This is a genomic window from Rhodopila globiformis (genome assembly GCF_002937115.1).
Classification (GTDB): Bacteria; Pseudomonadota; Alphaproteobacteria; order Acetobacterales; family Acetobacteraceae; genus Rhodopila; species Rhodopila globiformis.
In genome coordinates this window covers 1-18477 of the sequence record NZ_NHRY01000201.1, presented here as the reverse complement: position 1 = coordinate 18477, position 18477 = coordinate 1, and the positions used below count along the sequence as shown (strand labels likewise).

17 protein-coding genes, 1 tRNA gene and 1 pseudogene are annotated in these 18477 nt (G+C 67.1%); 10 read left to right on the top strand and 9 right to left on the bottom strand.

The genetic code is table 11. From position 1 onward, the window contains the following. Nucleotides 1–120 precede the first annotated feature (120 nt). The 4 genes from CCS01_RS32995 (at nucleotide 121) to katE (ending at nucleotide 4045) form a co-directional block, all read left to right on the top strand. Nucleotides 121–378, top strand: a complete 258-nt coding sequence (locus CCS01_RS32995) for a hypothetical protein (RefSeq protein WP_146101839.1) — start codon at nucleotides 121–123, stop codon at nucleotides 376–378. Between the two features lie 423 nt (nucleotides 379–801). After that, nucleotides 802–1041, top strand: coding sequence for a type II toxin-antitoxin system Phd/YefM family antitoxin (locus CCS01_RS18625; protein ID WP_104520272.1), 240 nt, complete (start codon nucleotides 802–804; stop codon nucleotides 1039–1041). Then, nucleotides 1034–1549, top strand: coding sequence for a PIN domain-containing protein (locus CCS01_RS18620; protein ID WP_104520271.1), 516 nt, complete (start codon nucleotides 1034–1036; stop codon nucleotides 1547–1549). The genes CCS01_RS18625 and CCS01_RS18620 overlap by 8 nt, the downstream gene beginning before the upstream one ends. Nucleotides 1550–1966: 417 nt before the next feature. Then, nucleotides 1967–4045 carry a catalase gene (gene katE / locus CCS01_RS18615; RefSeq protein WP_239992236.1) on the top strand — a complete coding sequence of 693 codons (2079 nt, stop codon included), beginning with the start codon at nucleotides 1967–1969 and terminating at the stop codon, nucleotides 4043–4045. A 1353-nt stretch (nucleotides 4046–5398) separates the two neighbouring features. Here katE and CCS01_RS18605 read toward each other — a convergent pair. Continuing rightward, nucleotides 5399–6001, bottom strand: coding sequence for a 2-hydroxychromene-2-carboxylate isomerase (locus CCS01_RS18605; protein WP_239992234.1), 603 nt, complete (start codon nucleotides 5999–6001; stop codon nucleotides 5399–5401). 233 nt (nucleotides 6002–6234) lie between these two features. Between CCS01_RS18605 and CCS01_RS18600 the strand changes: the two genes are divergently transcribed. From CCS01_RS18600 to CCS01_RS18575, 6 genes are all read left to right on the top strand, one after another. Further along, nucleotides 6235–6693, top strand: coding sequence for a winged helix-turn-helix transcriptional regulator (locus CCS01_RS18600; RefSeq protein ID WP_104520268.1), 459 nt, complete (start codon nucleotides 6235–6237; stop codon nucleotides 6691–6693). Nucleotides 6694–7387: 694 nt separating this feature from the next. Next, complete coding sequence (locus CCS01_RS18595; RefSeq protein ID WP_204848346.1) at nucleotides 7388–8575, top strand: TIGR03862 family flavoprotein; 1188 nt, start codon at nucleotides 7388–7390, stop codon at nucleotides 8573–8575. A gap of 75 nt (nucleotides 8576–8650) precedes the next feature. Next, the gene (gene leuC, locus CCS01_RS18590; RefSeq protein ID WP_104520267.1) at nucleotides 8651–10069 is read left to right on the top strand and encodes a 3-isopropylmalate dehydratase large subunit; all 1419 of its coding nucleotides are present in this window, start codon (nucleotides 8651–8653) and stop codon (nucleotides 10067–10069) included. A 24-nt stretch (nucleotides 10070–10093) separates the two neighbouring features. Beyond that, a complete protein-coding gene (gene leuD / locus CCS01_RS18585) occupies nucleotides 10094–10717 on the top strand; it encodes a 3-isopropylmalate dehydratase small subunit (RefSeq protein WP_104520266.1) in 624 nt (207 codons plus the stop codon). 12 nt (nucleotides 10718–10729) lie between these two features. Continuing rightward, nucleotides 10730–11842 (top strand): 3-isopropylmalate dehydrogenase, encoded by a 1113-nt coding sequence (leuB, locus tag CCS01_RS18580; protein WP_104520265.1) that lies wholly within the window; start codon nucleotides 10730–10732, stop codon nucleotides 11840–11842. Between the two features lie 107 nt (nucleotides 11843–11949). Continuing rightward, a tRNA-Arg gene (locus CCS01_RS18575) sits at nucleotides 11950–12026 on the top strand. Nucleotides 12027–12547: 521 nt separating this feature from the next. Here the strand turns inward: CCS01_RS18575 and CCS01_RS18570 are convergent. From CCS01_RS18570 to CCS01_RS18540, 8 genes and pseudogenes are all read right to left on the bottom strand, one after another. After that, on the bottom strand, nucleotides 12548–13099 hold the full coding sequence (locus CCS01_RS18570; protein WP_104520264.1) for a pyruvoyl-dependent arginine decarboxylase: 552 nt from the start codon (nucleotides 13097–13099) through the stop codon (nucleotides 12548–12550). A 46-nt stretch (nucleotides 13100–13145) separates the two neighbouring features. Further along, nucleotides 13146–13691, bottom strand: coding sequence for a GNAT family N-acetyltransferase (locus tag CCS01_RS18565; protein ID WP_158258481.1), 546 nt, complete (start codon nucleotides 13689–13691; stop codon nucleotides 13146–13148). Nucleotides 13692–14095: 404 nt separating this feature from the next. Next, nucleotides 14096–15988 (bottom strand): excinuclease ABC subunit UvrC, encoded by a 1893-nt coding sequence (gene uvrC, locus CCS01_RS18560; protein WP_104520262.1) that lies wholly within the window; start codon nucleotides 15986–15988, stop codon nucleotides 14096–14098. A gap of 58 nt (nucleotides 15989–16046) precedes the next feature. Continuing rightward, nucleotides 16047–16214 carry a hypothetical protein gene (locus CCS01_RS33825; protein WP_158258480.1) on the bottom strand — a complete coding sequence of 56 codons (168 nt, stop codon included), beginning with the start codon at nucleotides 16212–16214 and terminating at the stop codon, nucleotides 16047–16049. Further along, nucleotides 16207–16518 (bottom strand): hypothetical protein, encoded by a 312-nt coding sequence (locus tag CCS01_RS18555; RefSeq protein ID WP_146101837.1) that lies wholly within the window; start codon nucleotides 16516–16518, stop codon nucleotides 16207–16209. Before CCS01_RS18555 ends, CCS01_RS33825 begins: the two co-directional genes overlap by 8 nt. Next, nucleotides 16511–16747 (bottom strand): annotated as a pseudogene (locus tag CCS01_RS18550) (DUF433 domain-containing protein); the annotation flags it as partial. The gene CCS01_RS18555 and the pseudogene CCS01_RS18550, both read right to left, overlap by 8 nt. A gap of 136 nt (nucleotides 16748–16883) precedes the next feature. Continuing rightward, the gene (locus CCS01_RS18545; RefSeq protein WP_104520259.1) at nucleotides 16884–17309 is read right to left on the bottom strand and encodes a dihydroneopterin aldolase; all 426 of its coding nucleotides are present in this window, start codon (nucleotides 17307–17309) and stop codon (nucleotides 16884–16886) included. Continuing rightward, nucleotides 17306–18088 (bottom strand): SDR family oxidoreductase, encoded by a 783-nt coding sequence (locus CCS01_RS18540; RefSeq protein ID WP_104520258.1) that lies wholly within the window; start codon nucleotides 18086–18088, stop codon nucleotides 17306–17308. The genes CCS01_RS18545 and CCS01_RS18540 overlap by 4 nt, the downstream gene beginning before the upstream one ends. Between the last annotated feature and the right edge of the window lie 389 nt (nucleotides 18089–18477).

The following is an 18477-nucleotide window of genomic DNA, read 5'->3' as shown; positions in this document are numbered from 1 at the left end:
CTACAAGGCGGTTGTCGATGCCTGCTGCGAGGCCTGGAACAAGCTCATGCAAATGCCGGAACGGATTGCTTCCCTGACCCAGCGCAAATGGGCAGCAATAACGGTCACCGGATAGGGCCGTTGGTATCACTGTACTACCTGGAAGGCTCCCCAGATCCAGGTCACCCGCTGCATTTCAAGGTGGCTGAGATAGCGATCACCGCCTTGCAGGTCTATGCCATTGCCTTCGGCAAGACTGAATTACGCTTGGTGGAGCCGCTGCCCGAGGCGATCCGGTTTTATTGCTCTCGGTTCCTGGGATTTGAGCTTGTGAATCCCCGGCGGGAAGCCCCATATTGTCGCAGGAGCAATGACTGTGACGATTTCCCGCTTCCTTGAGACCCGCCGCAGAGTTGAAGCTGCCGCCAAAAGCAGGCGGCCAAATAGTGCGGCCGCGTCCATCCCCACGATAGAGGAAGCCCGGGCTCGCCTGAAGGCAGCCCGTGGTCGCCCGCTGCCATGGCTGACGCCGGAGGCTTTCGAAGCCGCCGAGGGCGTGCCCGAGGTGATCGGGCCGGAGAAATACCGGAAGCCCTGAAGGCTTTCTCTCACCCTCTGGCATGCGCTGTCACAGGTGGCCTGCCAAGCGCCGCTCCAGGTCAACGCGCTGCCGCTCGTCGAATTCGGCCGACAGCGAGCTTTCCATCCAGAAAACCCTCGCACCGCGCGGTCCCGGGAAACGCAGGCAACCACGGTTCACCGTACGGCTTGAATCCACGAAAAAACGTCCATTATGTCCATATTTCAGAACTGGAGGCCACTATGCCGCAGTGGCAGACGGTGGATGCCAAGCAACGCTTCAGCGAATTGGTCGAAGCCGCAGGCGCAGGGCCGCAGGTCATCATGCGCCACAAGGAGCCGGTGGCAGTCGTGCTGTCGCCGGACGAGTATCGGCGCCTCGTGCGGCAGGCCGACGCCAACTTCGCCAGCCTGCCGGCACGCTCGCCATTCGCGCCGGGCGAGGCGGAGCCTGTCGGGATAAGCCTCTCCAGCAGTGGCTGAGGCGCCGCTCGGCTGGGTCGTCGACACCAATGTGCTGTCGAACCGCGGCGACGTCGAGGCCGATCCCAACCGGGTCGAATGGCTCCGGCGGAACGCCCGGCTTGTGCGGATCAGCGTAGCCACAGTCGCGGAGATGCGCCGCGGCCTGTTCCTCCTCGAAGCCAGGATCGTGGCGACGGCAGACCGAAAGGTGCGAGCGCGGGAGCAGGCCCGCCTCGACTGGAAGCGGGCCTGGTATGACGAACTGACCGGACGCTTCGCCGATCGGCTGGAGCCGATCGACATGGTCGTGGCCGAGACGTGGGCAGAGACGTCGGTCCAGTTCCCGTCCCTGAAGGACGGAGACAAGGCGATCGCAGCGACGGCGCTGCCCAGGGGCTATGGCGTGGCGACCGAGAACCCGGGCGACTTCCGCCGCACGGGCGTGAAGCTGGTGAACCCGTTCGACCCGGACAGCTGGGACGAGGGACCGGAAATCGACCCCGAGACTTCCCTCATCCGGTTGTAGAAGAGGTCATCACACGATTTGCCATCAACCAAAATCAGCGCCGCCAGAGGCACGCACAGAAGAAGCCCTGGCCCGGGACGTATCAGATGACCTGGAATCAGGTCCTGGCGGCGGCGCGGATGGTGTGCCGCCGACGTCGTCCTATGTTCTGGACGTCCCGCATGATTGCGCGCGTATCCGCCCCGCCAACCTGCGCCCATACCGCCGGCACGGTGCTGGCGATCAACCACACTTGGCGATCAACTCCCGCCGGTCTGGGCGGGATTTAACGCACCTGCCGCAAACGCCGATGGCATCGCGGCGTTACGGCCCCATGCGGCGAGCAGCGCGCTTGCGCTGTACGCTGAATGGGTCCGTTTCATTGAAAGGTGCCGCATGGCCGTTGATAAACCTGCTGACAACCTCAAGCCCGCCCGCATGGCCGAGGCCGACATCCTGCGCGGCCAGGGCGGCGAGACGCATCAGGTCGCCCGCGGCGATACCCCCGTGCTGACGACCCAGCAAGGCGTTCCGGTCGCGGACGACCAGAATTCCCTCCGCGCCGGCGCGCGCGGACCGACGCTGCTGGAGGATTTCCATTTCCGCGAGAAAATCTTCCACTTCGACCACGAACGCATCCCGGAGCGCGTCGTGCACGCCCGCGGCTTCGGCGCGCACGGCTATTTCGAGCTGACCGAGTCCCTCTCCGACATCACCAAGGCCGACATCTTCCAGCGCGCCGGCGAGAAGACCCCCGCCTTCGTCCGCTTCTCCACCGTCGCCGGCAACAAGGGATCGCCCGACCTGCCGCGCGACGTGCGTGGGTTCGCGGTGAAGCTCTACACCAAGGAGGGCAACTGGGACATCGTCGGCAACAACATCCCGGTGTTCTTCATCCAGGACGCGATCAAGTTCCCCGACCTGATCCACGCCGCCAAGCAGGAGCCCGACCGCGGCTTCCCGCAGGCGCAGACGGCGCACGACAATTTCTGGGACTTCGTGTCGCTGAGCCCGGAATCCGTCAACATGCTGCTGTGGATCATGTCCGACCGGACGATCCCCCGCGGGTTCCGCTTCATGGAGGGCTTCGGCGTCCACACCTTCCGCCTGGTCAACGCGCAGGGCAGGTCCACCTACGTGAAATTCCATTGGAAACCGAAGCTCGGCATGCAGTCCGTGGCGTGGAACGAAGCCCTCAAGATCAACGGCGCGGACCCGGATTTCCACCGGCGGGACATGTGGAACGCGATCCAGAACGGCGACTTCCCGGAATGGGAGCTGGGGCTGCAGCTGTTCGACGACGCCTTCGCCGACAAGTTCGAGTTCGACATCCTGGACGCCACGAAGATCATTCCCGAGGAAACCATCCCGATCCGCAAGGTGGGACGCCTGGTGCTCGACCGCGTGGTGGACAATTTCTTCGCAGAAACCGAGCAGGTGGCGTTCTGCACGCAGAACATCGTGCCCGGCGTCGATTTCACCAACGATCCGCTGCTGCAAGGGCGGAATTTCTCCTACCTGGACACGCAGCTCAAGCGCCTCGGCAGCCCCAATTTCACCTACCTGCCGATCAATGCGCCGAAATGCCCGTTCGCCCACTTCCAGCAGGACGGGCACATGGCGATGTACAACCCGAAAGGCCGGGCCAACTACGAGCCGAATTCCTGGGGCCCCGCCCAGGGCGGCCCGCGTGAGACGCCGGAACGCGGCTTCCACTCGGTTCCGGTGGTGGAAAGCGGCGAGAAGCGGCGGGTGCGGGCGGAATTGTTCGCCGATCACTACAGCCAGGCGCGGCAGTTCTACCTGAGCCAGGCGGCGGTCGAGCAGACCCACATCAAGGACGCCTTCGTCTTCGAACTGAGCAAGGTCGAAACGCCGGCGATCCGCGCCCGCGTGGTGTCGCACCTGCTGAACGTCGATGACGCCCTGGCGAAGCGCGTGGCCGAGGGCATCGGCCTGGACGCCATGCCCGCCGCGGCCGAACCGGCCCGGCCGGTGATCCGGGACCTGAAGCCGTCCCCGGCGCTCAGCATCGTCGGCAACGCCCCCAACTCCTTCAAGGGCCGCAAGATCGGCGTGCTGGTCAGCGACGGCACCAACGCCGATGTGCTGAAGGGCGTCATGGAGGCGGTGAAGACGGAAGGCGCCATGCTGGAGTTCGTCGCGCCGAAGGTGGGTGGCTTCACCTGCAGCGCCGGCAAGAAGCATGCAGCGCAACAGAAGATCAACGGCGGCCCGTCGGTGCTGTATGACGCGGTTGTCGTCATCCCCTCGGCCGAGGGCGCGAAGCTGCTGGCGCGGGAGGCAACGGCGCGGGACTTCGTCAACGACGCCTATGCCCACGCCAAGTTCATCGGCTACGCCGAGAGCGCGAAGCCGCTGTTCGAAAAGGCCGGGCTGACCGAAATGGACGAAGGCATGATCGCGCTGAACAGCGCCGCCGACGCCAGGCGGTTTGTCGAGGCGTGCCGCAAGCTGCGCTTCTGGCAGCGTGAAGCCAGGGTCCACGCTGTCTGAACGGCCGGGCCCGGCGGCGCTCGCCGCTGGGCCGGTTTCCGGTGGCGGGGGTGCAGCAAAGCGCAGCCCTCATCGTCACGCGGCACCGGAAAGTTCCTGTTTACGGCGGAGCGGCAAGCATTTCCGTGGAAGACCAGCCTACGGTCGCCACCGCGGGCTGGTGCAACATCCGCGCGTCCGAGGTCAGCAGCGCTGGCCGGGCGGGCAGGCGTGCGGCTGATGCCGCTGCTCAGGCGCCGGAGCGGGTCGCGCGGCCTCGGGTGGCCGACCCGGTGGCGGGCCGGCAAAGCGTCCGCCCCCTGGCGGCGCGCCGGGCGGTGGTCCGCCAAGTGGGTGCCCCCCTGGCGGCTGGGCACCCGGTGGCGGTGCGCCAGGTGACGATCCGAAATGTTCGTACTGTGACGGACCGCCGAAGCGTTCGTTGCGTGGCGGCGCGCCGGGCGGTGGTCCGCCAAGTGGGTGCCCCCCTGGCGGCTGGGCACCCGGTGGCGGTGCGCCGGGTGGCGATCCGAAATGTTCGTACTGTGACGGACCGCCGAAGCGTTCGTTGCGTGGCGGCGCGCCGGGCGGTGGTTCACCGAATGGCCGGCCTCCCGGCGGCTCGGCACCCGATGGCGGCGCGCCGTGTGGCGATCCGAAATGTTCGCCCGGCGGCGGACCGGCGAAGCGTCCCTCATTCCGCGGTGGAACGCCAGGGGGTGATGCCGGCGCAGCGAAACGGCCGCCTGCTGGCGGAGGCGCGCCCGGACGGCCGCTCCAGCCCGGCCTCGGATGCTCATGCAGGTAGCGCGCAACTGGTTCAGGCGCCCGATGCCAGTGCCGTTCCCGGTCGTAGTAGCCCCATTCGCCGCCAAGCACGACCAGCGGCACCGTCACGCCGCCCGCGATGATCATCGGCACGTCGCCGTTGTCGCTGAAGCCGGGATAAACCGACTCGCCATAGGGGGCCGGCGCGTAGCCGTATGGTGGATAGCCGGATGGGGAGTAGGCGGATGGTGGATAGGCGGATGGTGGATAGCCGGATGGTGGATAGCCGGATGGTGGATAGCCGGATGGTGGATAGGCGGGCGCGCCATAGCCGTAATCCGGCGGCGGCGCCTCGCACGCACTCATGGCCAGCAACAGGATCATCAAGGGAAGGCCGCGACGCATCGAATCCGCCAGATTCCGTTCGTGGTATGCAAGGATAAGCTTCGCCGGGGCATACTGACAACGACGATCGGCGGCGCGGGTTCCTTTGCCACCGGCCCGTCGCAGGCGCCGCAGGCCCGACCCGCTTGCTGCCGCCCGCGACGACCATGGCGAGGAGCCCGCAGAAGCCGGAAAAGCCATCCACGGTCCCGGCCTGTCACCTCAGGCGGGTCCGGCAATCGCCTCCTCGACGTCGCGTAGCCGATCCTTGCCGAAGTAGATGGCGTCGCCGACAAAGAAGGTCGGCGATCCGAAGGTGCCGCGGGCGACGGACTGCTCGGTGTTGGCGATCAGCCTTGCCTTCACGTCCGCATCCTGGGTGCGCGCCAGGATCTTTGCCGCATCCAGCCCGGACTCCGCCAGTGCCGCCCGGATCACCGCGGGATCGTCCATCTTCTTCGGGTCCTCCCACATGTGGTGAAATACCGCGTCCACGTAAGCCGCCAGTCCGCCGTCCAGCTCGGCCGCCGCCGCGCCGCGCATGATGGTCAACGTGTTCACCGGGAAGAACGGGTTGCGCCGGAAGCCCTCGATGCGGTGGCCGCGGATGAAGCGCTCGGTTTCCAGCTGCTCATAGGCCAGCTTGTTGCGGATGCCGGCGAACGCCTCCAGCGGCGAGCGGTTGCCGGTGGCCTTGAACACGCCGCCGAGCAGCACCGGCACGTAGCGGAAGCGGACCCCGGTGCGCGCCTCAATGGCCGGGATGACGCGGTGCGCCAGATAGGCGTTCGGGCTGCCGAAGTCGAAATGGAATTCCACGTCCATGGGCATTGTCCTCACCAGGGTTTCTGACAGCGGCGGAGATCGGGATCACAGGTCCGGGCGTCGCGCGGCGGCAGGTGCGACCGCCAGCTGTTTCATGCCGGCTGACGGCGATTCAGCCCGCACGGGCGGGAAGCGGGCCGTGGCGGCGCCGGCGACGAGGCGGCAGCCCATTGACGTTCTCCCTCCGTCTCACCAACTATTAACATCGTAGTCTCACAGTGGGTCGAGTCCGTATGCAGCGCAAGAGCTTCAGCACCATGCAGTGTCCCATCGCCCGCGGCCTTGAGCATGTGGGCGAGTGGTGGAGCATGTTGATCCTGCGCGATGCGTTCCGCGGCGTGACGCGGTTCGACGGGTTCAGCGAAAGCCTGGGCATCGCGCCGAACATGCTGACGCGCCGGCTGGCCGCGCTGGTGGAGGCCGGGTTGCTGGAGCGGCGGCGCTACTCGGAACGGCCGCCGCGCGACGAGTACGTGCTGACCGCGCGCGGCCGCGATTTCCGCCCGGTGCTGCTGGCGATGCTGGCGTTCGGCAACAAACATTTCCCCCCGGACGACCGGGAGGTGAGGATCGTCAACACCGCGACCGGGCAGCCGGTCGATCCGGTCCTGGTGGATCCGGCGACCGGTGCACGGGTCGATGGCCCGGGCTACGCGGTGGTTACCACCCGGCGGCAGGAGCGGGCGGCGTGATTCATAAGCATCACGTCACCCGGCCGGATTGAAGCAAGCGGTCGCGCCCCGGGGATCCTATCGGCGAGCCGGTCCTGGACTCCAGGAGCGCGGTTCGCGCTGATTGCGAAGGTAATCAAGAAACGCCAGCAGTTTTTGTTCTGCATCGGGCAGCAGGACGTAGGTCTTCCTGGTCTTGTCATATTTCCATAGTCTTCGGCTGGTTCCTTTTGAAAGGACCCAGGCATGCTCGTTTACGAACCGATCACTTGGCGTGCCGGTCCAGTTCCCGTGCGCTTCGTGCACAAGCAGTCGATGGTTTTTTGACAGATTTTCGTCCGAATGTCCTGGGACCAGTGTATCAGCTTTGCATACAGCTATCATTGAGTTCAGCTCCAGATCGGATCAAGACAACAAACCCAATCAATGCAATTTTTTCTGTTCGGCAACATGCCGCATTCGTTGCTGTAGAGTCAAGTATTCGAGAAACCAGATCGGCATGCGTCTGTCGTGTGAATGTAGCTTGATGTTTGTGGTCTGCCGCGAGAGAGGAGCCAGACCGGCGTATGCCAAGGACGGCATGCGACAATTTGCAGGGGGGGCTGGTCCCGCCATTCATCCACCGGGTTGCGCCGGCGCGACCGCTTGATCGGGCGCGGCAAACGCGGGATGGAAGCGCTCCACTCGTCCTGACATTCCTGATCAAGGATTCCACTTGACCCACTCAGCCGCCATCATCGGCGGAGGCCCGGCCGGCCTGATGGCCGCCGAGGTCCTGGCGCAAGCCGGCCTGTCCGTCACCATCCACGATCACATGCCCTCCATCGGCCGCAAGCTGCTGATGGCCGGGCGCGGCGGCCTGAACCTGACCCATTCCGAGCCGCTGCCGCAGTTCCTGTCTCGCTACGGCGCCGCCCGCGCCTGGCTGGAGCCGATGATCCAGGCTTTTCCCCCTGAAGCGCTGGTCGCGTGGTGCCACGGCCTCGGCCAACCGACATTCATTGGCTCCAGCGGGCGGGTGTTTCCCACCGCCATGAAAGCCTCGCCCTTGCTGCGCGCCTGGCTCCGCCGCCTGGGGGATCTCGGCGTTCACCTGCGGGTGCGGCATCGCTGGGCCGGCTGGGACGCGGATGGCGCCCTGTGCTTCGACGGCGCCGATCCCGTGCGCCCGGACGTGACGATCCTGGCGTGCGGCGGCGCGTCGTGGCCGCGGCTTGGCTCGGATGCCGCCTGGGTGGCGCACCTGCCGGGCGTGGTCGCGCCATTCCGGCCGGCCAATTGCGGCTTCGTCGTGGACTGGTCGGCGCACCTGCGCGACCGCTTCGCCGGCACGCCGCTGAAGCGCATCGCCATCCGCTTCGGCAACGCCGTGGTGCGCGGCGAGGCGGTGGTCACCGCGACCGGCCTGGAGGGCGGCGCGGTCTATGCGTTGTCGGCCCGCCTGCGCGACGCCATCGCGGCGGACGGCGCGGCGACGATCGCGCTCGACCTGCGCCCCGACCTCGACCAGGCGACGCTGGCTGACCGGCTGGGAGGCCCGCGGCGCGGCCAGTCGCTGGCCAATGTGCTGCGCAAGCAGGCCGGATTGCCGCCGATTGCCATCGGCTTGGTGCAGGAGGCGCTGCATGCGGGCGAAACCGGCGACCTGGCAACGCTGGTCAAGGCCCTGCCGCTGCAGCTGCTGGCGCCGGCGCCGCTGGCGCGTGCCATCTCCTCCGCCGGCGGCCTGCGCCTCGACGCCCTGACCCCCGCCCTGATGCTGGCCGATCGGCCGGGGGTGTTCGCGGCGGGGGAGATGCTGGACTGGGAGGCGCCGACGGGCGGCTACCTGCTGCAGGCCTGCTTCAGCACCGGCGTCGCGGCGGCGCGGGGCGCGGTTGCATGGCTGCAACGCCAGGACTGAACAGCGAACGGGTTGCACAACCCGGCGTGTTCGTTCAAATCAACCCTTTCATCCGCAACACTGTCGGGAGCAGACATGTCCGCCAGCAGGCCACGCACCCTTTTCGACAAGATCTGGGACAGCCACGTCGTCGAGAGACTTCCGGACGGAACCTGCATCCTCTACATCGACCGCCACCTCGTGCACGAGGTGACCAGCCCGCAGGCGTTCGAGGGGCTGCGCATGGCCGGTCGCAAGGTACGCCGTCCGGACTGCACCATCGCCGTGGCGGACCACAACATCCCCACCATCGGCTCCCGCGTGCCGTCCGACATCAAGGAGGAGGACAGCCGCATCCAGGTGCAGACCCTGGAGAAGAACGTCGTCGAGTTCGGCGTGCCGTACATCCCCATCCTGGACGTGCGGCAGGGCATCGTCCACATCATCGGGCCGGAGCTGGGGCTGTCGCTGCCGGGCACGACGATCGTCTGCGGTGACAGCCATACCTCGACGCATGGCGCGCTGGGAGCGCTGGCGTTCGGCATCGGCACCTCGGAAGTCGAGCATGTGATGGCGACGCAGACGTTGCTGCAGAAGCCGGCGAAGAACATGCAGGTCGACGTCTCCGGCACGCTCGGCGCCGGCTGCTCGGCCAAGGACATCGTGCTGGCGATCATCGGCAAGATCGGCACGGCTGGCGGCAACGGGCACGTGATTGAATACACCGGCGACACGATCCGGGCGCTGGACATGGCGGGGCGCTGCACCATCAGCAACATGTCGATCGAGGCGGGCGCCCGCGCCGGCCTGATCGCGCCGGACCAGACCACGTTCGACTTCCTGCGCGGCCGGCAGTTCGCCCCCAAGGCCGGGGCGTTCGAGCAGGCGGTGGCGTACTGGAAGACGCTGCCCACCGATCCGGACGCGCATTACGACACCGTTGTGCGCCTGACCACGGACGAGATCGCGCCGATGGTCACCTGGGGCACGACGCCCGGCGCGGTGGTGCCGGTGACCGGCGTGGTGCCGAACCCGGCCGACGAGCCGGACGAGGCGAAGCGGGCGCAGATGAACCGCATGCTGGAATACATGGCGCTGACGCCCGGCCAGGCGCTGCAGGACGTGCCGATCGACGTGGTGTTCATCGGCTCCTGCACCAACGGCCGGATCGAGGACATCCGCGCCGCCGCCGCCATTGCCCGGGGCCGCAAGGTCGCCGCCGGTGTACAGGCGCTGGTGGTGCCGGGCTCTGGCCTGGTCAAGCACCAGGCGGAGGAAGAGGGGCTGGACCGCATCCTGCTGGAGGCGGGGTTCGAGTGGCGTGAGCCGTGCTGCTCGATGTGCCTGGGGATGAACCCCGACAAGCTGACCCCGGGCCAGCGGTGTGCCAGCACCTCGAACCGCAACTTCGAGGGGCGCCAGGGCCCGAACGGCCGGACACACCTGGTCTCGCCGGCGATGGCCGCCGCCGCGGCGGTGACCGGGCGGTTGACCGACGTGCGGCAGTTGGGTTGACGAGAAGGGCAGGGAAACACCGTCATGCAAGCCTTCACCACACTGACCGCCATCGCCGCGCCGATGCCGATGCAGAACGTCGATACCGACAAGATCATCCCGGCGCGCTTCCTCAAGACCATCAAGCGGTCGGGCCTGGGCGTGCACCTGTTCGACCCGCTCCGCTACAACAAGGATGGCTCGGAGAACCCGGATTTCATCCTGAACCAGGAACCGTATCGCAAGGCGCAGATCCTGATCGCGCACGAAAACTTCGGCTGCGGCTCGTCGCGCGAGCATGCCCCGTGGGCGCTGCTGGATTTCGGCATCCGCTGCGTCATCGCGCCGGATTTCGCCGACATCTTCCACAACAACAGCTTCAAGAACGGCATCCTGCCGATCCGCCTGCCGCGCACGGTGTGCGACCAGTTGATCGAGGATGCCCGACAGGGCGACAATGCCCGCCTGACCGTCGATCTCGAGCGGCAGGTCGTCGTCCGCCCGAACGGCGAGGAAATCCGCTTCGAGATCGATTCATTCCGCAAGCATCTGCTGCTGAACGGCCTCGACGATATCGGCCAGACCCTGCAGCATGAAGCCGGGATCGACCGGTACGAAACCAACCGCCGGCAGGACCAGCCCTGGATGCCGGCCACCACCGCAGCCTGAAGGACCGCAACGATGTCCGCCAACAAGAAGCTTCTCATCCTCCCCGGGGACGGCATCGGCCCCGAGGTCATGCGCGAGGTCCGCCGCGTCATCGACTGGATGGACCGCCGCCGCATGGTCTCGTTCGACATCTCGGACGACCATGTCGGCGGCGCCGGCATCGACGCCTATGGCGAGCCGATCACCGACGCGACGATGCAGAAGGCGAAGGACGCCGACGCCATCCTGTTCGGCTCCGTCGGCGGGCCGAAGTGGGACAAGCTGGGCTTCCAGCTCCGCCCGGAGATCGCCATCCTGCGCCTGCGCAAGGAGCTGGACCTGTTCGCCAACCTGCGCCCGGCGACGGTGCTGGAGCCGCTGGTGGACGCCTCCACGCTGAAGCCCGAGGTGGTGCGCGGGCTGGACCTGATGATCGTCCGCGAAAGCACCGGCGGCATCTATTTCGGCGAGCCGCGCGGGGTGGAGGAGCTGCCCGACGGCCAGAAGCGCGGCTTCGACACCGAGACCTACACCACCAACGAGATCGAGCGCGTCGGCCGGGTGGCGTTCGAGCTGGCGCGCAAGCGGCAGAACCGGGTGTGCAGCGTCGAGAAGGCCAACGTCATGCAGTCCGGCCTGTTCTGGCGCCAGACCATGACGGCGCTGCGCGAGCGGGAATTCCCGGACGTCGAGCTGTCGCACATGTACGCCGACAATTGCGCCATGCAGCTGGTGCGCAACCCGCGGCAGTTCGACGTGATCGTGACGTCGAACATTTTCGGCGACCTGCTGTCGGACCTGGCTTCGATGCTGACCGGGTCGCTGGGCATGTTGCCCTCGGCGACGCTGGGCGCGGTGCAGGCCTCGGGCAAGCGCCACGCGCTGTATGAGCCGATCCACGGCAGCGCGCCGGACATCGCCGGCAAGGGGATCGCCAACCCGCTGGGGCAGTTGCTGAGCTTCGCCATGCTGCTGCGCTACTCGTTCAACATGGACGAGGACGCGGCGCTCATCGAAACCGCCTGCACCAACGTGCTGCGCAACGGGCTACGGACGGCGGACATCATGGCGCCGGGCAGCGCGCGCGTCGGTACCGGGGTGATGGGCGAGTCGATCCTGCGGGAGCTGGACAAGCTGGCGGCGTAACCAGCTGGTAAGACACGCGATCCGGGGTTTTTGCGATTTCTTTCCGGATCGCCGACATAGGGGGTTGATACCGGGCGGGGCATCGGCTACACCCCGCCTCCCACACGGCGCCCGTAGCTCAATTGGATAGAGCACCAGACTACGAATCTGGGGGTTGGAGGTTCGAGTCCTTCCGGGCGCGCCAGTTTCCCCGCGATTGAAGCGCGGAGCCGGGGTAGTCCCCTTTGCTATCACGATAGGACGCTGGCCGGAGGATGGTCCTTCATTGATCGTCATGGCCCGGCTCGTCCGCACAGGCGCTCCAGCAAACCGCAGGCAGGGTGAGACGTGCCAGTCTGGCAAGGCGGCACTGTCCGCTGCCACGTCGTGTCTGCATCGGGCGCTACCCGTCCTGGCCGGCTTTGGGTTTGTCCGGGTCCTACGTCCCGACCACGGCCAGACTGTGTTGAAGCTGACGATGGGTCACGACAGAGGCACAGGGGCACAGAGGTTGCAACGAAGCCGTCGGCGGCGCGGCGGTTCTGATCTCTGTGGCTCTGTGTCTCTGTGTCTCTGTGGTGAGACCTGCGGACTATCCACCCGTATGGTCTTGCCAATCGGCCGCCACTGCTGCGGCACGGCCGCGGCGAAGCGTTCCCCGGAACCGTGCATGCGGTGGGGCTTGTCCGGGCTATGACGGCGTGGGAACGGCACCCACCTGCCGCTTCAGGAAAACAGGAACACCGCGGCGGCAACCACGCAGGTCCAGTGGTTGTCCGGGCCGCATTCGGCCGTGGCCGTGATCGACGTGCTGTCGATGATCAGGTGGCTGTGCTCATAGATCTGCTTGCGCTCGTTCCAGGCCGCGTCGGGATCGAAATCCAGCCCCAGCGTGGAGGCCAGCATGGTCGCGGCCAGGTCCTCGGCCTGTTCGCCGGCCGCCGCGGCGGTCATGCCGTATCCATGCTGTTCCGAAATATAGCCGTACATGTTCGGATCGGCCGGCTTCGCCAGGCCAAGGCTGGCATACACATGCCGCCCGAGCTCGTTCGTCTCGGACCGCGCCATGACGCAGAAGGTGATGTCGCCGGGCTTGAGCAACTCAGCCCCGGCCTCGCGGGTGATCACCGCGCAGCGCGGCGGCAGGATGGATGAGACATAGACCAGGTTCTGCTGCTCGATATCCGCGTCGCGCAAGGCGAACTCGAAGGCGCTCAGGGCGTGGCGATGGACCCCGACCCCTTTGGTCAGGAACACGCGGCTTGGACTGGGGAACATGTCGCTCTCCGATCAACGCATTTCCGGCGAATGCCGCGGCACGGGTTCATTCCGCCAGCGGCAGCAACGACAGCGTCACATGCACCGTATCATTTTCGTGCCGTAGCGTCATCGGCAGCCCGCTTCGCCTGAAGACCGACAGCATCGGCAGGTTCCGCGCCAGGACATCCGCCTCCAGCCGGTGCAGGCCCTTGTCCCGGGCGATCCGAACGAGGTGCCGCAGAAGGCTGCTGGTGATGCCGAGCCCCTGATAGTCTTCCTCGACCGTGAAGGCGATTTCCGCGCTGCGATCCGGGGCCGCGGCGTCGGTCGCGAAACAACTGGCTCCGCCGATGACGGTCTCCGTCCCGTTCGAGCCAACGGTAACAAGAAGCGCGACGTCCTGGTCGAAATCCGAGCCGGTAATCCGGGCGAGTTCCGCGTCGGTGACCTCGGTCTTGTAGCCGAAGAACCGGGTGTAGATTGTCTCGGCCTCCAGGTTCCTGAACGCCTCGCGGATCTTGTCGCCATCGCCGGGCCGCGCCGCGCGGATGGTGACGGCAGTGCCGTTCTTCAGGGTTTCCTCAACGGCGTAGTGCTTCGGGTCAACCACGACTCGCCCTCTGGAACGCCATGCCGACGTGATCTGCATGTCACGGTCCGCGCCCCCTGTGAAAGCGGGATAGCATCCAGGGGGGCAAACTTCATGGCATCGTCATCCGCGGCGGCCTGGAATTGCCATCATTCCAAGGGCGGCGACCAGCTGACGAGATTGTCCGTGGAATGTGGGCTCTCCCGTACTTTGGGGGGGGACCGATGATGGCCTTCGCGGACGGTTCGGCAGCCGCACGCGCTGAATGCCGGGCGGCACGTTCGGCACAAGGGCAGGCCATTTCTCTCCTGGTGTCGCCCCCACCGAACCAGTGGCTGGCGATGAAACAACCGACTCGGTTCTGTCATCGGATTATGTCGGCCCGCAGTCGTAGCCGATCGCGACCGGCGCCATACGCCGCCCTGTCAGGATACCCCGTCGATCCGCTGCCCCGGATGGAAGTGCGCGTAGATCCGCTGCGCCAGCTCCTTGCTGATCCCCGGCGCCTCCTCCAGGTCGCGCAGGCCCGCCATCTTCACCCCTCGTGACGAACCGAAATGGTTCAGCAGCGCCCGCTTGCGGGCGGCCCCGATGCCCTCGATCTGGTCAAGCTCGCTCGTGCGCAGCGTCTTCGATCGGCCGGCGCGATGCGAGGTGATGGCAAAGCGGTGCGCCTCATCGCGCAGGCGCTGCAGGAAATACAGCACCGGGTCGCGCGGCGGCAGCTGGAACGGCGCCTTTCCGTCCGTATGGAACCACTCGCGGCCGGCGTCGCGGTCCGGCCCCTTGGCGATGCCGACCAGCCTGACGTCCCCGACCCCCAGGTCCGCCAGCACCGCCTGCGCGGCGGAAAGCTGCCCGGCGCCGCCGTCGATCAGCACAAGCTCGGGTATGATCCCGGCCGACGTCCCGGTGCCCTGTTCCGCCAGCGCGCGGCTAAATCGTCGCGTCAGCACCTCGCGCATCATGGCGAAGTCGTCGCCCGGGGTGATCGGCCCGCGGATGCCGAATTTCCGGTAGGCGGATTTCTGGAACCCCTCGGGACCAGAGACGATCATCACGCCGTACGGGTTGGTGCCCATGATGTGGGAGTTGTCGTACACCTCGATCCGCTCCGGCGCCCCGGGCAGGCTGAACAGCTCCGCCACGCCCTCCAGCAACTTCGCCTGGCCGGCGGATTCCGCCAGCTTGCGTTCCAGCGCCTCACGCGCGTTGACCTCGGCGTGGGCGACGACGTCCTTCTTCTGGCCACGCTGCGGCACCAGGATCGAGACCTTGCGCTGCGCCTTGATCGACAGCGCCTCCTCCATCAGATCCTGCTGCGGCAGCCCGTGGTTGACCAGGATCTGCGGCGGCGGCGGCTTGTCGTCGTAGAACTGGGCGATGAAGGCGCGCAGCACCTCCGGCGCCTCCTCGGTTTTGGCATGGGCGGGGAAGAAGGCGCGGTTGCCGTTGTTGTGGCCGCCGCGGACGAAGAACACCTGCACGCAGGTCTGGCCGCCGATGGCCCAGACGGCAACCACGTCCGCGTCGCCCAGGTCGGCGGGGTTGATCACGTCGCTGCCCTGCACGAAGGTCAGTCCGCGGATACGGTCGCGGATCACCGCGGCCCGCTCGAATTCCAGCACCTCGACCGCCTGCTCCATCTCGGCGGCGAGTTCCTTCTGCACGCTAGCCTGGCCGCCGGACAGGAAGGTCTTCGCCTGCTGCACCAGGCGGTCGTAGTCCTCGGGCGAGATCCGGCCGACGCACGGGGCCGAGCAGCGCTTGATCTGGTGCAGCAGGCACGGCCGCTGGCGCGTTGCGAACACCGTGTCGGCGCAGGAGCGTAGCAGGAACACGCGCTGCATCGCGGTCAGCGTCTGGTTCACTGCCCAGGCCGAGGCGAACGGGCCGTAGTACGACCCCTTGCGCACCTGCGCGCCGCGATGCTTGGCGATCTGCGGATAGGGGTGGTCGCCGCTCAGCATCACCCAGGGATAGGACTTGTCGTCACGCAGAACGATGTTGAAGCGCGGCTTCAGCCGCTTGATCATGTTGGCTTCGAGCAGAAGCGCTTCCGCTTCCGTGTGCGTCGTCACGATCTCCATCGACGCGGTCTCGGAGACCATGCGGCGCAGCCGTTCCGGCAGGCGGCCGATCTGGGTGTAGGCGCGCACGCGGCGGTCGAGCGCGCGGGCCTTGCCGACGTAGAGCGCATCGCCCTTGGCGTCGAGCATGCGATAGACGCCCGGGCTCTGTGGCATGGTGGTCAGCGCCGCTTCGATGACCGTGACGCCGGTTTGGGCTGGAGGGGTGGAGTCGTCGGTGATGTCCATGTGCTCCGCTCGTGCCCCGGTGCGCCGGAGGCGATCGCGCGCCGGCCGGGGAACCGGATCAGGCGCCGCGCAGGATCAAATGGTCGCCTTGCCGTGCCGCATATTCAAGGGCGCCGGTGAGGTCCTCGGGGCTCAGCAGCGTATAAATCGCCCAGGACGTCGGCGCAGCTGGCAAGAGCGCCGCCAGCGCGCCAGGGTGGACGTCGGTATCGTGCCGATCACTCATGGTACCGCTCCTCCAGTTGCGTGACCCGCGCCTCCAGTTTGAGCAGGAGCTTTTCCAGCGACCGCAGTTGCTCGCCCAGGATGCGACTGCCTTCCGATGCAGACCACGCCTGGTTCGCCGCATTGTCCGCGTAGCCGAAGCGCATGGTCAGGTGTTCATCGAGGCTATCCATGCGGTGCTGGAGCCGATCCATTCGCGCCATCAGGTCGGTGCGGAGTTGGACCTGGTCGGTGCGGAGTTGGGTTTGGCCCTGCTCCAGCCGCTCCAGCGCTGCCAGGATGCGGCCCATGATGTCATCACTCATCGATATGGTCCCAGTCGGGTTGCGGCGGCGCTGGCCGGGCGAGGACGGCGACCGGCATCAGCCACGCCAGGGCGGCATGGCCGCCTTGCCGGACCGCGGATTCAAAGGCAGCGGTGATATCGCCGGGGTCCAGCAGCGGATAGCCGTTCAGGATATTCTCGCGGCTGGCGCCCGCGGTCAGTAGGTCAAGCACGTCCCGGACGCGAACACGCAGTCCGCGCAGGCAGGGGCGGCCGGATCGGCGGTGACACGATGCAGTTCGCTCATAACGGCGCTACCATATGGTGTGGACGTTTGCGGACCAATAGACCAATGAGCTGTTGTCCGCACCCGTTTCCGGATCAGCGGCCGGCGGCCTGCGCGCGCTACCGCTTCAGCGGCGCCGGCTTGAGGCGGCGGCGTTCCACCTCCACCCCGGCGGAGACGGCGTCGGGGAAGACATCCAGCTTCTCCACCCGCACCCGGGCGGTGCGGACGCGGCCGTCGACCATGCAGGTCTGGGCGATCCGCTCCGCCAGCGTTTCCGCCAGGCGCACGTGGCCCTGGCCGACGATGCCGCGGATGCGATTGGCGATCGCCTCGTAGTCCACCACGCGGCGGAGTTCGTCGGGGCCGACCATCCGGCCGCGCCGGGCGGTTTCGTCCTCCACCGCGAGATCGACGTTGATGCGCACGCGCTGCGGGCCGCCGTGCTCGTGCGGGTGCACGCCGATGGAGGCGTCCAGCACCATGTCGCGCAGGAACACATGACGCAGGCGCTGCGCGTGCGAGCAGAGGGCAGGGCGGTTCATTCGACCGGACCCACGTGGTCCCGCGTAGGCGCCCATTGCAGGTGCTGGCCGCCGTCCAGCGCGATCATCTGCCCGGTCATCGCCGGCAGCGACAGGATGGCCAGCATGGCGCGGGCGACCTCGTCCGGGCTGGTGCCGTGGCGCAGCGGGGTCGAGGCCGCCTGGCGGGCGAACTGCGCCGGCGTCTGCCGCGGGCTGGGCAGCGCCGGGCCGGGGCCGATGGCGTTGACCCGGATGCGCGGGGCCAGCGCCAGCGCCATGGTCTGGGTCAGCGCCCACAGCGCCGCCTTCGACACGGTGTAGGAGACGAAGTGCGGCGTCAGCGACCAGACGCGCTGGTCGAGCATGTTGATCACCACGCCCTGCGCGTCGTCCGGCAGCGCGCGGGCGAAGGCCTGGGTCAGGACGAACGGGGCGCGCAGGTTGGGCTCGATGTGGCTGTCCCAGGTGGCGCGGGTGGCGTCGGTCCATTCCTCCCACTCGAACCGGCTGGCGTTGTTGATCAGGACGCCGAGGGGGCCGAGCGCCGCGGTGGCGGCGGTGATCAGGGGTTCGACCTCGGCTTCGGTGGCAAGGTCGGCCTTGAGGATGACGGCGCGACGGCCAAGGGCGCGGACCTCGTCGCAGCGTTGTTCCGCCTCGACCTCGCTGGCGTGGTAGTGGACGGCGACGTCGAAGCCAGCCTGGGCAAGTGCGCGCACCATGGCGCCGCCCAGGCGCTGAGCGCCGCCGGTGACGAGGGCGGCGCGGGGAATGCTGCGTGGGATAGCGTCGGGCATGCGGGTGGTGGTAGCCGGGCAGGGCGGCCGACGTAAAGGGGAGCGGGCAGAAAGCGGTCGCTGGACTCTTGTACCGACGGCCCTGTCCGAAGACTGTTCCCGACGCAAAGCCGACTTTCGCACAGGACTTCTGCACCAGGAACGCCCAGCATGATCAATGGCCGACCCCCGGTGCGAGAACCATGTTTTTCGAAAAGAAGGCCAAGTCTGTGCAATGAGCTATTCCGAGTAAATATCCCCCGGCAGAGCCGGGGGCTTTATAGTGTTGGCCGCTCAAAGCGGCCGGGCGGGTCGCTGACGCGGCCCGTTGAGTGTGAGCCGCTCAAAGCGGCAAGCGGGACCGCTAACGCGGTCCCGGGTTCAGTTGGCCACTAAAGTGGCCGGTTCAG